The organism is Sphingomonas sp. T1 (assembly GCF_902506585.1).
Lineage (GTDB): Bacteria > Pseudomonadota > Alphaproteobacteria > Sphingomonadales > Sphingomonadaceae > Sphingomonas > Sphingomonas aerolata.
In genome coordinates this window covers 2,305,959-2,319,352 of sequence record NZ_LR733875.1, presented here as the reverse complement: position 1 = coordinate 2,319,352, position 13,394 = coordinate 2,305,959, and the positions used below count along the sequence as shown (strand labels likewise).

The window sequence follows — 13,394 nt, the reverse complement described above, 5'->3', positions numbered from 1 at the left end:
AGTGGGCCGGATCGGATCATCTCCCGCTCGTGACCACCGCATCGCTCAGATCGGCCGCGACCGGACCCGCAAGTACCGGAACCGGCGTGATCGGCAGCACATTGCCGATCGGCCCTGGCAAGGCCTGGACGGCCGCCGGCCTGATCCGCGCGTCGGTGGCGGGCGCGATTACGGGTGCAGCCGGGGCGGTGCCAGCGGGCTTCTGCGCACGGTCGATCGGCGCGAGCACCGGATCGAACGGTCCGAATGTCCTGGCCCGCACCACCCGCGTGTTCCGCGCCGGATCATAGGCCGGCACCGCCTGATCGATCGCCACAGCCTGCAGTCGCCCCAGCGTCGCCAAAAGCCGCGCCTCGGCGGCATAGGCTCCATAGGTCGCGTTGACGAAGACGAGTTGCGCGGTCAGCAGGCGCTGTTCCGAATCCAGCACCTCGAAATTCGAGCGAAATCCTTCCGCGAAGCCGCGCTGAACCCCGGTCAGCGCCGACTCCGCCGCCTCGGTCGCGCGCTGCCCCGCCGCCATCTGCTCGCCACCCGCCACCGCCTGGTTCCACGCGTTCTGCGCATTGGCGAGTGCGGCGCGCCGCGCCGTCTCGACCTCGAACCCAAGCTGCTGACGTTCGGCCACCGCGGCGCGGACGCGTGAACCGATCACGCCGCCAGTCAACAACGGCATCGTCACCGTGACCCCGCCGGTCGCCTGCGCACCCGCATCGCGCAGGCGATAGGAATAGGGGCTTCCATAGCCATAGCTTCCCGACAGCGCGACGATCGGCGCACGTTCGGCGCGCTGCGCCGCGATCCGCGCGTCCCCCGCCTTGGTGGCGAGGATCGCCTGCCACAGGCTCGGGCTCTCCTTCTCCACCACGGCGAACGCGGCATCGAGCGAGCGCGGCAGGCCGGGCAGCGTCGGCGGCACGAGCAGCGTGCCCGGATTACGCCCGACGACCGCCGCGAACCGGCCGCGGCTTGCCTGGAGATTGACCGTCGCCTCCGCCAGCTGCGCGCGGATGATCTCGCGCTGCGCCTCGGCCTGCGCGATGTCGGTGCGGGTCAGGTCGCCACCCCGTTCGCGCGCGATCGCCTGGGTCACCTGCCGCCCATAGGAGTCGAGCGAGCGCTGCTGGATCGCCACCAGCGCCTGGTCGCGCCGCACCGACACGAACGCGTCGACGACTTCGAGCAGGATTGCGTTCTCCGCCTCGCGCAGGCGTTCGCGCCCGGCAAGCACGGTCGCCTCGGCCGCCGACACCTGAGCGGCGGTCCGCCCGCCGTTCAGCAGGATCTGCGACGCGGTCAGCGACGCCCCCAGGGTCCGCCCCCGCGCCGTATCGAAATCGCCGAGCAGCCCGCGCTGGTCCTGCGACTGATATTGCAGCGTCATGTTGATGCCCGCGGTCAGCCGGTACGCGGCCCCCGCCTGGACGATCTGCTCGTCGAGCGCGCGAAGCTGGGCGCGCTGTCCCTCCAGCGACGGATTGCTGCGATAGGCATCGGCGATCGCCTGCCCCAGCGTCTCGGGCGCTGCGGTTGCTGCCTCCTGTGCCGTCTGCGCGCGCGCGGGCATGGCAGGCACCAGCAGCATTGCGACGGCGAGGCAGATCCTCTCAGCGTTCATGAAGCGACCGTGAAAAGGCCTCGGTCAACGGATCGAGGAGATAGTCGAGTGCAGTCCGCGACCGCAGCTTGACGAGGACGGTGACCGGCACGCCCGCGCGGATGCCCGTGTCGCGACCGCGCACCGCCTCGATCTTGGCGATCTGAGCACGCGGCACGGTGACCTCCGCACTGAAATAGCTGCGACCGGTCTGCTCGTCGCGGAGCGAATCCGCGGAGACCGTGCGGACCGTGCCGAGCAGGATCGGCAGGTCGCGTTCGTGCAGCGACAGGAATTTCACCTCCGCCTCGCGCCCGGCAAACACCCCGTCGATGTCGCCCGGCGTGAAGTTCGCCCGAACCACCAGCGGCGCGGCGTCGGGAACGATGTCGAGGATCGCCTGGCCCGGCTGGATCACGCCCCCCACGGAGAAGACGCGCAGCCCGACCACGCGGCCCGCCACCGGCGCGCGGATGATCGTGCGCGCCAGCTGTTCGCGCGCCGCGGCCAGCTTGGGCAAGACCTCGTTCAGCTGGAACTGCGTGTCGCGCAGCAAAGTCGCGCTCTCCTCAACATATTTCCGGCGGGTCTGAACGCCTTCCGCACGCGTCTGGCCGATCTGTTCGCGCGCGGCCGCCGAGCGTGAGACATAGTCGGCGTCGGTCCCTTCGAGCTGCTGGATCGAGCGTTCGATCGCACGGACCGTGTTGCGCGATACATAGCCCTGGTCGGCAAGGGCCCGCGTGCTGTCGAGCTGTTGCCGGAGCGAGGCGCGCTGCCGGGCGGTCGCCTGCGCCTGCGCATTGAAGCCGGTCGTCTGCTGCGCAACGGTCGCCTCCTGCTGGCGGAGGACCGCGCCATTGGCGGCGAGCGCGGCCGAGCGTGCCGTGCGCTGCGCAAGCTGGAGCGACTTCGCCCGCTCGACAAGACGAAGGTCGTCGCCCTGTGCGGACGCGAAATCCGCGGGCCAGACGACCGCGCCGCCGCGAACATCCGCTTCGAGCCGGGCCCGTTGCGCCTGGAGGTCGATGACGCTGGCGGCCAGCGCACGCTCGGCTGCGGTGACCTCGGCGCCTTCGAGCCGGAACAGGACGTCGCCCGCACGGACGTGCTGGCCGTCGCGCACCGCCATCGCCGCGACGATCCCGCCCTCGCGGTGCTGGACGGTCTGCCGATTGCCCGCGACGACCACCTGCCCCTCGCCCGCCGCCGCCGCATCGAGCCGCGCGAACGCCGCCCAGCCGAGCCCCACGACGAAGAACAGAATCGCGACCAGCCCGCCGACCAGGATCGCATGCCGCGGGGAGTCGTCGAGGCGGAGGCGATCCGCGAGGCTTGGGCCGCCGGCGGCGGGGACCGGGCTGGCCAGTTCGGCGGGGATCATCGGGCGCCTCCGGTCGCGGCGACGGGCCCCGCGCTGGCCGGGCGCAACACCTTGGTGCGGTCGTCGAACAGCTGGATCGTGCCGTTGCGCAGCACCATGATCTTGTCGACCGCCTGCAGAAGCCCGGTCCGATGCGTCGACACGATCACCGTCGCGCCACGCGCGCGAAGTGCCGAAAGCGTCGTCACCAGCCGCACCTCCCCATCGCTGTCGAGATGCGCGTTGGGCTCGTCGAGGAACAGGATCGTCGGCGTACCGAACAGCGCGCGCGCCAGCGCGACCGACTGGTTCTGCCCCGCCGACAGCCCCGCCCCGTCCGCCATGCTCAGCATCGTCGCATAGCCATTGGGCAGGCCGAGGATCACCTCATGCGCACCCGCCGCCTGTGCCGCCTCGACCACTGCGGCGTCGAGCTGTTCGCTCTCGCCCGCCAGCACCGACTGGAACCGCGAGATGTTGGTGTGCACCGTGGTCGGAAACAGCGACGGGGATTGCGGCATGTAACCGACGTGCCGGCCGAGCTGCTCGCGGTTCCAGTCCGTCAGACTCGCACCGTCGATCCGCACCTCGCCAGCATCCGGCGACAGCGCACCCGACAACACGCGCAGCAGCGTCGACTTGCCCGCGCCGCTCGGGCCGACCAGCGCGACGATCTCGCCGGGCGCGACCGCGAAACTTATGTCCGACAGCAATGCGCGATCGCTGCCTTCCGCGCGCACCGTGATACCGCGGACGTCGATCCGGCCGGTCGGCGCGGGGAGCGTCGTCGCGTCGATCGCGGGCCCCGGCATCCGGCAGAAGGCATCGAGATCGCGATAGGCGTTGCGCGCCGCGGCGAGCGGCTTCATCGCCCCGAGGATCTGCTCGACGGGCTGGAGCGCCCGCCCCAGCAGCAACGACGCCGCGAAGATCGCACCGCCAGAAATATCCTGCCGGATCGCCAGCAGCGCGCCGAGCGCGAGCGCGAGGGACTGGAGCAGCAGGCGAAGGAACTTGGTGATCGCGAGAAACTGCCCCGACGTACCGGCGAGCGCGGCCTGACGGCGGACGAGTTCGGCGCGCTCCAGCAGATGCCGGGTGATCAGCGCATTGCGCATCCCCATCACCCGCGCGACCTCCGACCCATGGATCGACACGTCCTGTTCGCGCGTCGCGAGAACCGCGCGGGCCTGCGTGTCGCGCGCGGCCCCCGCGGTCACGCGGTCGCTGAGGATCGCGATCCCCCCGAGCAGCAGCGCGCTCACGAGCGCCAGCACGCCGATCCAGACATGGAGCAGGAACGCGATGCCGATATAGATCGGCGCCCAGGGCGCATCGAACAGCGCGATGATCGTCGGCCCGGTCAGCGTCCCGCGCACCGTGTCGAAATCGCGCATCGCCTGGCTGCGCTGCCCGGTCGTCGCGCCATCGGTGCCGAAGATCCGCAGCAGGATGCCAGGCGCCGCCTGACGCTCCAGCCGCATGCTGGCGCGCAACAGCAACCGCATGCGCACCGCGTCGAGGATGGCGAACACGACCAGCGCGAGCACCAGGATCAGCGTCAGCAGCAGCAACGTCGTCCCGCCCCGCGTGGGCACGACGCGATCATACACCTGCAGCATGAAGATCGACGGTACGAGGTACAGGATGTTCACCAGCCCGGAGAACAGACCGGCGAAGACCAGATGCCGTCGACAGCTCCGGACGGCACGCGCCAGTGCATTATGCCCATGGTCGGATGGTGCCGTCATGGGCGCTGGGGAGGACGTCGGCATCGCGTCGTCTTAGCCACGAAAGTTTAAACGAACGGTTTCCCAGGCGTTCGCGACGGCCGATCTGCCGCTCGACGATCTCTGTCTTAACGCGCGTGCGGGTTTGCTCCGTGCGATGCGCAGCGTCTGGTCCGAGACCGTCGCGACCGCGATGCGCGCGGCCAGGGCAACAGCATGAACCGCTCCTCGAACCCGGCGAGCCATTCTCCGCCGCCGTGGCGTTCCAGATCGACCCGACCCAATCCCGACATCCGTGACTGTGGTCATTCTGCCTGTCGCAGGTGTAGTGGTGCCGGGCGCGCCGCTACAGCGTGCAGACATCCACCGAGAGATTATACAGCGACATGGCCCGCAAACATTCGAAACACGCCCCGTATGAGGAGCCCGATCTCGAAGACGAGGAAGGTCCGGCACCGGTCGCGCCGTGCTGGCTCTGCGGCCGCGCGCTCGGCAAGACCATCGTCTGGCATCATCCCGTGCCCAAGAGCCGGGGCGGTCGCGATGTCGTGCCGATGCATCCGATCTGCCAGCAGACCCTGATGGCGAATTTCACCAATTCCGAACTGCAACGCCACGGCATGAATGTCGACGCGCTGCTCGCCGATCCCACGGTCCGCAAATTCGTGGATTGGGTCGCCAAGAAGGATCCTGATTTCACCGCGACGACGACAAAGAAGCAGCGCTGACCAGCTACGCCTCGTGGAGCGGTCCAGAAAACCGTGTTCACGGCTTCTAAAACACTGCGCGTTCGCCTGCATCAATATAGATTTCGAATGCCGCAAGATTGACCGCGTCAAATACCGACCAGCGAGACTCATTGACGTAACAGACCCGGCTATTAGAAACCGGTCATGGCGATGGAGGGGGAGCAAGTGTCCGGCCTTGGCGAAAGGACAACGATCCTTCGCACGCTGGTCGAGACCTATACCCGGCCGCTGAGCCGGTACTTCACGCGGCGCGTGTCCGCGCCACACGACGTCCCCGATCTGGTCCAGGAGGTTTTCCTGCGACTCAGTCGGATGGAAGACCCGAACGGCATTCGCCAGCACGACAGCTTCATTTTCGTCACCGCAGCCAATGTCCTGAAGGATCAGGCCCGGCGCAATCAGGCGCGAGGCGCGGGATTGTCGGATCCCATCGACGATCTTTCGCTTGAAGGTTCGGATTTCGCGCCCGACCGCGTCTTGGCGAGTAAGTACATCGCGGACGCGTTGCGTCGTGCGCTTGCCGAACTGCCCGAACGGACACGTGACGTGTTCGTGCTCAGAATGCTGGAGGGATTGAAGATGGCCGATGTCGCGCATGCCATGGCGATCTCGACGCGTGCCGCCGAGAAGCACCAGGCACGCGCGCTCGCGCATGTCGCGGAACGCCTGAAGGACTGGCATCGGTGAGCGCTCCGGTCATGATCGAAGCCGCGGAATGGGCCGAACGGCTCGACCGCGACCCGAGCGCCGTAATGCGTGCGCGGTTCGAAGACTGGCATGCGCGACCGGATCACGCTGCAGCCTGGGCGGTGATCGCCCAAGCACGGGCTGCGACTACAGCGCTGGCGGACCATCCCGACCTCCTGGCATTGCGGCACGCGGCCGTGGCGCGCGCTGCGTTACGCCGCGAGCCGCGACGAGTCGCGCCGTGGATACTGGCCGCCGCCGCCTGTGCCACGGTGGTCGCGCCGCTGGCGCTGTGGCGCTTCGCGGATGATACGCCCGCCGTGCGGGTCGCCGAAACACCCGTGTACCGGACGGCGACGGGTCAGCGCCTCATGGTCACGCTGTCCGACGGGTCGCGGCTGACTCTCGATACCGACACGCGGGTCCGGATGGCCTATACGCGCACCGAGCGTCGATTGGTGCTGGAACGCGGACAGGCCTTGTTCGAGGTCGCGAAGCATCAGGCCCGGCCGTTCGTCGTCACTGCCGGCGCGCAGGCGGTGACAGCGCACGGCACCGCGTTCGACGTGCGGCTCGAAACCAGCGCGGTGCGCGTCGCGCTGCTCGAAGGGCTCGTCAGCGTCGCCGGCAAGGGCGCGCCCGGCAAGCCCGTCGCCATGGTGCCGGACGACGTCCTCACCGCATCGGCCAGCGGCGTGTCGGTTCGCCACATGCCCGGCAGCGCTCAGCGGCTGGCAAGCTGGAGCGAAGGCCGGCTCGTGTTCGAGGACGAGGCATTAAGTCAGGCCGTCGCCGAGATAAATCGCTACAGCGTCCAGCAGATCGCGATCGTCGACGCCGCGGCGGGCCGGGTCCGGATCAGCGGCGCGTTCCGGACGGGCGAGGTCCAGCCGTTCCTCGACGCGCTCGAACTGGGCTTTCCCGTCAGCGTCGATCGGCACCCGAACGGCAGCATCACGATCGCCTCGAAAAAATAATCGACCCGAGGGCAAAACCCGGTTCGGGTTTTCCAACGTCCCGCGTCTTTACTGTCAGATCGACCCCGGCAGAGGGATCGCACGAACAGGGAGGGTTGCATGACATCCACAGGCAGGGCCGTGCTGATACGCGGCGTAATGATGACCGCATTGGTGCTGGGCGCAGGCGGGATCCCGATCGGCGTCACCGCGCAGGCCGCTATCGGCATCCGCATTGCGCGGCAGGACATGAGCACCGCGTTGCTCGCCTTCTCGCGCCAGAGCGGCAGGCAGATCCTGTTTTCCCCCACCCTCGTCCGCGGCAAGACCGCGCGCGCGGTGGCCGGCCGGATGGACGTCGGCGCTGCGCTGACGACGATCCTGAAAGGCTCCGGGCTCGGCCACCGACTGACGCCGAGCGGGGCCTATCTGATCATCGACACGCATGCTCAGGCGGCCGAAGCCACGCCAGCGGCGGTTCAGGTCGCCCCGGCACAGGCGGCCGCTGATCCCGCCGCGACGCAGGTGCCCGAGGAAACCGCCCCCGATATCGTCGTGATCGGCACGGCGGGCGCCGGCACCCGGCGCCAGGATGCGGCGTTTGCGGTCACCACGATCGACAGCAGCATGGCGCAGCGGCTCGGCACTGCCAGCACTGCCGAAGTCCTTCGTGCGGTGCCGGGGGTCAGCACCGAAAGCTCGGGCGGCAAGACCGGCGCGAACATCTTCGTGCGCGGCTATCCATCAGGGGGCGATGCGGAATATGTCACCTTCCAGACGCAGGGCGTGCCTTTCTTCCCGCCGCCGACGCTGTCGTTCCTCGAAAACACGCAGCTGATCCGCATCGACGAGACGATCCAGCGTGTCGAAGCGGTGCGCGGCGGCACCGGCGCACTGTTCTCGAACGGCCAGCCCGGCCTGACCGTCAACCTCGTCCAGCGCGAGGGGAAGCAGGCGCCGGCCGGGTTGCTGAAACTCAGCGGCACCGATTTCGGCGAGTTCCGCGTCGACAGCTATGTCTCGGGGCCGATCGACGACAGCACAACCTATATGCTCGGCGGCTATTACTCGACCTCGCGCGGGATCCGCGACGCGCAGTTCGAGGCGGAGCGCGGTGGTCAGATCACCGGCAATATCCGCCATGACTTCGACAAGGGCTCGATCCTGCTCTTCGGTCGCTATCTCGACGATCGCGGCCAGTGGCTGCTGCCCATCCCGGTCGTCCAGGACGGCGACAAGATCCGCGAATATCCCGGCTTTGATGCAGGCACCGGAACGCTCGTTGGGCGCGACACGCGGATCGGCGTGCGCAACGACGGCAGCCGGGTGGATCTGGCGGACGGACGCAGCGCGAAGATCTACAATCTGGGCGGCAATTTCGATTACGAACTCGGCAGCGGGATCACGGTTCGCGATCGCGGCAGCTGGATGGAGGGCGATGCGAACACGATCGGTCTCGTCCCCGGCGGCGCCGCGCCGGTCACCGCCGCCGCCTATGCGGCCGGCCGGGGCGGGACGATCGGATCGCTCACCTTCGCGACCGGCGGTGCGGCGGCCTCGCCCAATCAGGCGGTCGTCGAGGCCGGCCTCTGGAGCGTCGAGAAGCACATCCAGGCCTTCGTCAACGATTTCGCGCTGGAATGGAAAACGGGCAGCAACACGCTGACCGGCGGCGTCTATTACACGCGGTACAAGTCGCGCGACCGGTGGAATCTGGGCAACAGCATGCTGCTCACCGCCGAACCCAACGCCCGGCGGCTGAATCTGACGCTGGCGGATGGCCGGATCGTCACGCGGGACGGCTTCTCGGGCGGATCGACGTTCAAGGTCAACGCGCGCTACACCGGCGAGGACGTCGCGGGCTATGCGGTCGACGAATTGCAGATCACCGACCAGCTGCGGATCGACGGCGGCATCCGGTGGCAGCATCACTCGGTCGACGGCACGCTCGAAAACCTTGCGGCGACAGTTCCGGCGGCGGGTACGGACGGCAATCCGCTGACGCTCTACGACAATGGCGATGCGCAGCTGAACGGCACCTTCCGCACGATCCGCTATCGCGGCGATGCCTGGTCGTGGACCGGCGGCGTCAATTACGACCTGACCCGGCAGATCGGTGCGTTCGTCCGCTACAGCCGCGGCAACAGCTTTCCGTTCTTCGACAATCTGCGCGACGGGATCGACGTCGCACCGCAGGTCGACAGCTATGAAGGCGGCGTGAAGGTCTCGACCGGTATCGCCAACCTGTACGCGACGCTGTTCCACAACACGTTCGACGGCCTTGCGACGACGGTCATCACCAGCGGCGCCCCGATCGCGTCGGTCGGCGGCGCCAAGGCGACCGGCGTCGAGTTCGAGGGGCAGTTGCGGCCGTTCGGCGGCTTCACGCTCAGCGGGTCGGCGACCTATCTCGACGCGACCTATCGCGACTTCTTCACCGATGGCGGCCGGACCGATCTCACCGGCAACCGAGTTCAGCGCCAGCCGAAATGGCAATGGCGCGTGACCCCCGCTTATGATCTCGAGCTCGGCGGCGATGCGAAGGCCGGCGTCTATGCAACGATCGGCTATATCGGCGACCGGTTCTCCGACGTCCAGAACGCGCAGGTGCTGCCGAGCTTTTACAAGCTCGACGCAGGCATCACGCTCGATCTGAACCGGCAGGTGCAGTTCCAGGTGATCGGTGACAATCTGACCGACGAGATCGGGCTGACCGAGGGCAATCCGCGCACGCTCGGATCGCAGGGCAGCGGCACGATCCTCGCAAGGCCGATCGTGGGTCGCTCGATCCGATTCGCCGCCGCGTTCAAGTTCTGACACAGCCCAGGGTGATCGATCCCGCCCCGTCGGGGGATCGATCACCCTGGCGAAATGGTTGCGATCTTCATGAAAACCCTTTGCCGTTTTGCCGCCCTGGCCTCGGTCGCCGCGATGGCGCCTGCCCAGACCGCTCCGTCCCGACCGACCGCCTCTCCCGCACTCTCTGCCGCGAAGGCCCAATCGCCAGCCGATATCTACGGCCCGCTGTTCCAGGCCGTGCAGCAGGGTCACGTCTTCGCGGACGGCAAGACGTTCGTCGATGCCGTCCCCAAGCGCGCCGCCGCGGCGATCATGGCGGACTATGCGCGGACCAGACCCGCCGGCCCTGCGCTGAAGGCGTTCGTGCTCGCCAACTTCGTGGTTCCCGGCGAGAATGACCGGGGCTCGAGCGATCTCCGGTCGCATGTCCGCGCCCTGTGGCCGCAACTCGCCCGTCAGCCGGTCGCCCCCGTCGCAGGCAGCTCCGCACTGCCGCTGCCGGCACCCTATGTCGTGCCGGGCGGACGCTTCCGCGAAATCTATTACTGGGACAGCTATTTCACGATGCTCGGGCTGAAGGTCGATGGCCAGCAGCCGCTCGTCGAAGCGATGCTCGACGATTTCACCAGCCTGATCGAGCGCTACGGGCATATCCCGAACGGGACACGGACCTATTATCTTAGCCGGTCGCAGCCGCCTTATTATGCGCTGATGCTCGATCTCTCGACCAACACCGATCCCGCTGTCGCAAAGCGTAGACTGGCGGCGCTGCGCGCGGAGCACGCCTTCTGGATGAAGGGCGGAACTTGTCTCGACGGCAATCCGGCCTGTCTCCGCGTGGTGCGGATGCCCGACGGCAGCGTGCTCAACCGCTATTATGACGACCGCGATACGCCGCGCGACGAATCCTATGCCGAGGATGTCGAGACCGCGGCCAGGGCGGCACCCCGCGCCGCCGCCGATACGCAGCGCAACCTGCGCGCGGGCGCGGAGAGCGGGTGGGATTTCAGCTCGCGCTGGCTCCGCGATCCGCGGTCGCTCGCCACAATCCACACCACCGACATCGTGCCCGTCGATCTCAACAGCCTGATCTGGGCGATGGAACGCCGCATCGCCGCGCGCTGCCAGACCGCCGGCGACACCCCCTGCGTGACCGAATTCACGACCCTGGCGACCAAGCGCAAGACCGCGATCGACCGCTATCTCTGGCAGGCGACGACCGCGCGCTACGCAGACTGGGACCTGTCGACGCGCATGCCCACGACCAGCATCAATGCGGCGATGCTGCACCCGCTGTTCGTCGGGCTTGCGTCGCCGGCCCAGGCGAAGGCCGTCGCCGCGACGGTGCGCAAATCATTGGTCGCCGAGGGGGGCCTGCGCACGACGACGCTCAACACCGGACAGCAATGGGACGAACCCAATGGCTGGGCACCGCTGCAATGGGTCGCTGTCGCTGGGCTCGAGCGAAACGGCGAACCGGCGCTGGCCAAGGACATCGCCAGACGCTGGCTCGGGACGGTCGGCGCGGCCTATGCCGACACCGGCAAGATGCTCGAAAAGTATAATATCGAACAGCGCATACCGGGCGGGGGCGGCGAATATCCGGTCCAGGACGGGTTCGGCTGGACCAACGGCGTGACCAGCGCGATCCTCGATCGCTTCCCGGACCTGGCCCAGCCGTCGACCAGTGTTCGCAAATAGGCGCTCGGCAATAGGATCATTCTTGTCATCGGCCGCCTTTAACGCGACCTGTCGGCTTTGCAGGAGATGACGTTGGATATCGAGCAGTTCACCGGCAACGCAGCGATCACGGGGTCGGACGCGCTCATCGTCGTCGACCCGCAGATCGACTTCTGCCCGGGCGGCCGGCTGGCCGTTGCGGGCGGGAACGAGATCATGGCCGGGATCGAACGGCTCGCTCCGCGGTTCCGGCATGTCGTCGTAACGCAGGACTGGCATCCTGCGGGACACCAGTCCTTCGCGAGCAGCCACCCCGGTCGGCAGCCGTTCGATACCGTGCCGATGCCATATGGCGAGCAGGTCCTATGGCCCGATCACTGCGTCCAGGGAACCGCTGGTTCCGAGTTCCATCCCGACGTGCAGGGCACCATCCGCCGCGCTCACGTCATCGTTCGTAAGGGGTATAATTCGGAAATTGATTCCTATTCGGCCTTTTTCGAGAACGACAAGACGACGAGAACGGGGCTGGCCGGGTATCTGCGGGACAAGCAGGTCCGGCGGTGCGTGTTCGTTGGGCTGGCCTATGATTTCTGCGTCGCCTGGTCGGCACTCGATGCGCGGCGCGAGGGCTTCGAAGCGTCTATCCTGACGGACTACACGCGAGCGATCGCGATGCCGGCAGGTGATGGAACGACAGTCGACGTGGCTGAAGCGCAGTTCCGCGCAGCCGGCGTCCGGTTGATATAGACTTCAAAATGGCGCGGAAGGATGGTCACGTGTCGACGCCGCGCACGCTCCCTACCCTTTCCGTGCCTGATATTACCGGCGTCCACCCTTTGGTCGGCCGAGCGCGACGACGATACCAGCGCCGACAACACCCAGCATCACAACCGCGGGGTGAAGCTTTTGCACCTGCAGCACGCTGCTCGATGTGCGCGCGTGGACATGCTGGGTCCCGCGCAGCGCATCGGCCCGCGGATCATAGAGATTGTCGCGGCGTGCCGGATCACCGGGATCCCCGGGCTTCTGCTGCGCGAACGTGCCGACCAGTTCCATGATCCGGTCGCTCACCCGCGGTGCGGAGCGCGAGAGAAGCGAGGCCAGCAGCCCGCCACCGCCAGCATACAGCGTCCGCCGCGGCGTCTCGCAAGCGAACAGCACCGCGTCGGCGACGACGGAGGGGGTGTAGAGCGGCGGTGGCAGGCGCGGTGGCTGATCCATGAAATTGCGCGCATGTTCGGGAAATGGCGTGTCGATCGCGCCGGGCTTGATCAGCGTGACCGAGATGCCGGCCCCCTCCTGCTCGAGCTCCATCCGCAACGTGTCCGTCAGCGCCTGCACCGCATGCTTGGTCGCGCCATAGGGCCCCTGCTCGACGATCGCGCGGTCGCTGAGGATCGAGCCGATGTTGACGATCGCGCCGCCTCGCTCGCGCAGATGGCGGGCCGCGACCAGCGATCCGTGCAGCACGCCAAAATAATTGACGTCGAACACCTGCCGGTGATCGGCGACCGGCACCTGATCGAGCGTGCCGTACGTGCCTGTCGCGGCATTGTTCACCCAGCTGTCGAAGCCGCCGAACGCCGTGAGCGCAACGGCGGCGACACGCTCGACCGCGGCCATGTCGCTGACGTCGGCGACGCAGACCGCAATGCGTCCGCCATCGGCCGACAGACGGGCGCGGAGGGCCTCGAGCGCGGCGTCGTTCCGCGCGGTCGCGACGACGGCCGCACCGCGTTGCACGGCGGCCTCGACGATTGCGAGGCCGTTGCCGCTGGTCGCGCCCGTAACGACGATGACCTGATCGCGAAGGGGTTTCAGTGTGAGGACCAT

The 13,394-nt window shown here is 67.7% G+C and carries 10 protein-coding genes; 6 read left to right on the top strand and 4 right to left on the bottom strand.

All coding sequences use genetic code 11. The annotated features are described in order from the left end of the window. Positions 1 to 16: 16 nt before the first annotated feature. The 3 genes from GV027_RS10475 to GV027_RS10465 are packed head-to-tail and all read right to left on the bottom strand — an operon-like array spanning position 17 to position 4,711. Positions 17 to 1,618, bottom strand: coding sequence for a TolC family protein (locus GV027_RS10475; protein ID WP_159511830.1), 1,602 nt, complete (start codon positions 1,616 to 1,618; stop codon positions 17 to 19). Then, on the bottom strand, positions 1,608 to 2,981 hold the full coding sequence (locus tag GV027_RS10470) for an HlyD family type I secretion periplasmic adaptor subunit (protein WP_159511829.1): 1,374 nt from the start codon (positions 2,979 to 2,981) through the stop codon (positions 1,608 to 1,610). The genes GV027_RS10475 and GV027_RS10470 overlap by 11 nt, the downstream gene beginning before the upstream one ends. Further along, complete coding sequence (locus GV027_RS10465; protein WP_159511828.1) at positions 2,978 to 4,711, bottom strand: type I secretion system permease/ATPase; 1,734 nt, start codon at positions 4,709 to 4,711, stop codon at positions 2,978 to 2,980. Before GV027_RS10465 ends, GV027_RS10470 begins: the two co-directional genes overlap by 4 nt. Positions 4,712 to 5,076: 365 nt before the next feature. Between GV027_RS10465 and GV027_RS10460 the strand changes: the two genes are divergently transcribed. From GV027_RS10460 to GV027_RS10435, 6 genes are all read left to right on the top strand, one after another. Continuing rightward, positions 5,077 to 5,418, top strand: coding sequence for a hypothetical protein (locus tag GV027_RS10460; protein WP_159511827.1), 342 nt, complete (start codon positions 5,077 to 5,079; stop codon positions 5,416 to 5,418). Between the two features lie 186 nt (positions 5,419 to 5,604). Beyond that, entirely contained in the window at positions 5,605 to 6,126 is a 522-nt protein-coding gene (locus GV027_RS10455) for an RNA polymerase sigma factor (RefSeq protein WP_236559163.1), read from the top strand. Continuing rightward, complete coding sequence (locus GV027_RS10450) at positions 6,123 to 7,103, top strand: FecR family protein (RefSeq protein WP_159511826.1); 981 nt, start codon at positions 6,123 to 6,125, stop codon at positions 7,101 to 7,103. Before GV027_RS10455 ends, GV027_RS10450 begins: the two co-directional genes overlap by 4 nt. Before the next feature lie 99 nt (positions 7,104 to 7,202). Beyond that, on the top strand, positions 7,203 to 9,899 hold the full coding sequence (locus tag GV027_RS10445; protein ID WP_236559162.1) for a TonB-dependent receptor: 2,697 nt from the start codon (positions 7,203 to 7,205) through the stop codon (positions 9,897 to 9,899). 69 nt (positions 9,900 to 9,968) lie between these two features. Beyond that, a complete protein-coding gene (gene treF, locus GV027_RS10440) occupies positions 9,969 to 11,582 on the top strand; it encodes an alpha,alpha-trehalase TreF (protein WP_236559161.1) in 1,614 nt (537 codons plus the stop codon). A gap of 72 nt (positions 11,583 to 11,654) precedes the next feature. Continuing rightward, complete coding sequence (locus GV027_RS10435) at positions 11,655 to 12,308, top strand: nicotinamidase (protein WP_236559160.1); 654 nt, start codon at positions 11,655 to 11,657, stop codon at positions 12,306 to 12,308. Between the two features lie 72 nt (positions 12,309 to 12,380). Here GV027_RS10435 and GV027_RS10430 read toward each other — a convergent pair whose 3' ends face one another. Beyond that, on the bottom strand, positions 12,381 to 13,394 hold the full coding sequence (locus GV027_RS10430; protein ID WP_159511824.1) for an SDR family oxidoreductase: 1,014 nt from the start codon (positions 13,392 to 13,394) through the stop codon (positions 12,381 to 12,383).

Bases quoted from the DNA above. Each gene is read 5' to 3' on its own strand.
- GV027_RS10475 (WP_159511830.1), bottom strand. From the start codon at position 1,618: ATGAACGCTGAGAGGATCTGCCTCGCCGTCGCAATGCTGCTGGTGCCT.
- GV027_RS10470 (WP_159511829.1), bottom strand. From the start codon at position 2,981: ATGATCCCCGCCGAACTGGCCAGCCCGGTCCCCGCCGCCGGCGGCCCA.
- GV027_RS10465 (WP_159511828.1), bottom strand. From the start codon at position 4,711: ATGACGGCACCATCCGACCATGGGCATAATGCACTGGCGCGTGCCGTC.
- GV027_RS10460 (WP_159511827.1), top strand. From the start codon at position 5,077: ATGGCCCGCAAACATTCGAAACACGCCCCGTATGAGGAGCCCGATCTC.
- GV027_RS10445 (WP_236559162.1), top strand. From the start codon at position 7,203: ATGACATCCACAGGCAGGGCCGTGCTGATACGCGGCGTAATGATGACC.
- treF (WP_236559161.1), top strand. From the start codon at position 9,969: ATGAAAACCCTTTGCCGTTTTGCCGCCCTGGCCTCGGTCGCCGCGATG.
- GV027_RS10430 (WP_159511824.1), bottom strand. From the start codon at position 13,394: ATGGTCCTCACACTGAAACCCCTTCGCGATCAGGTCATCGTCGTTACG.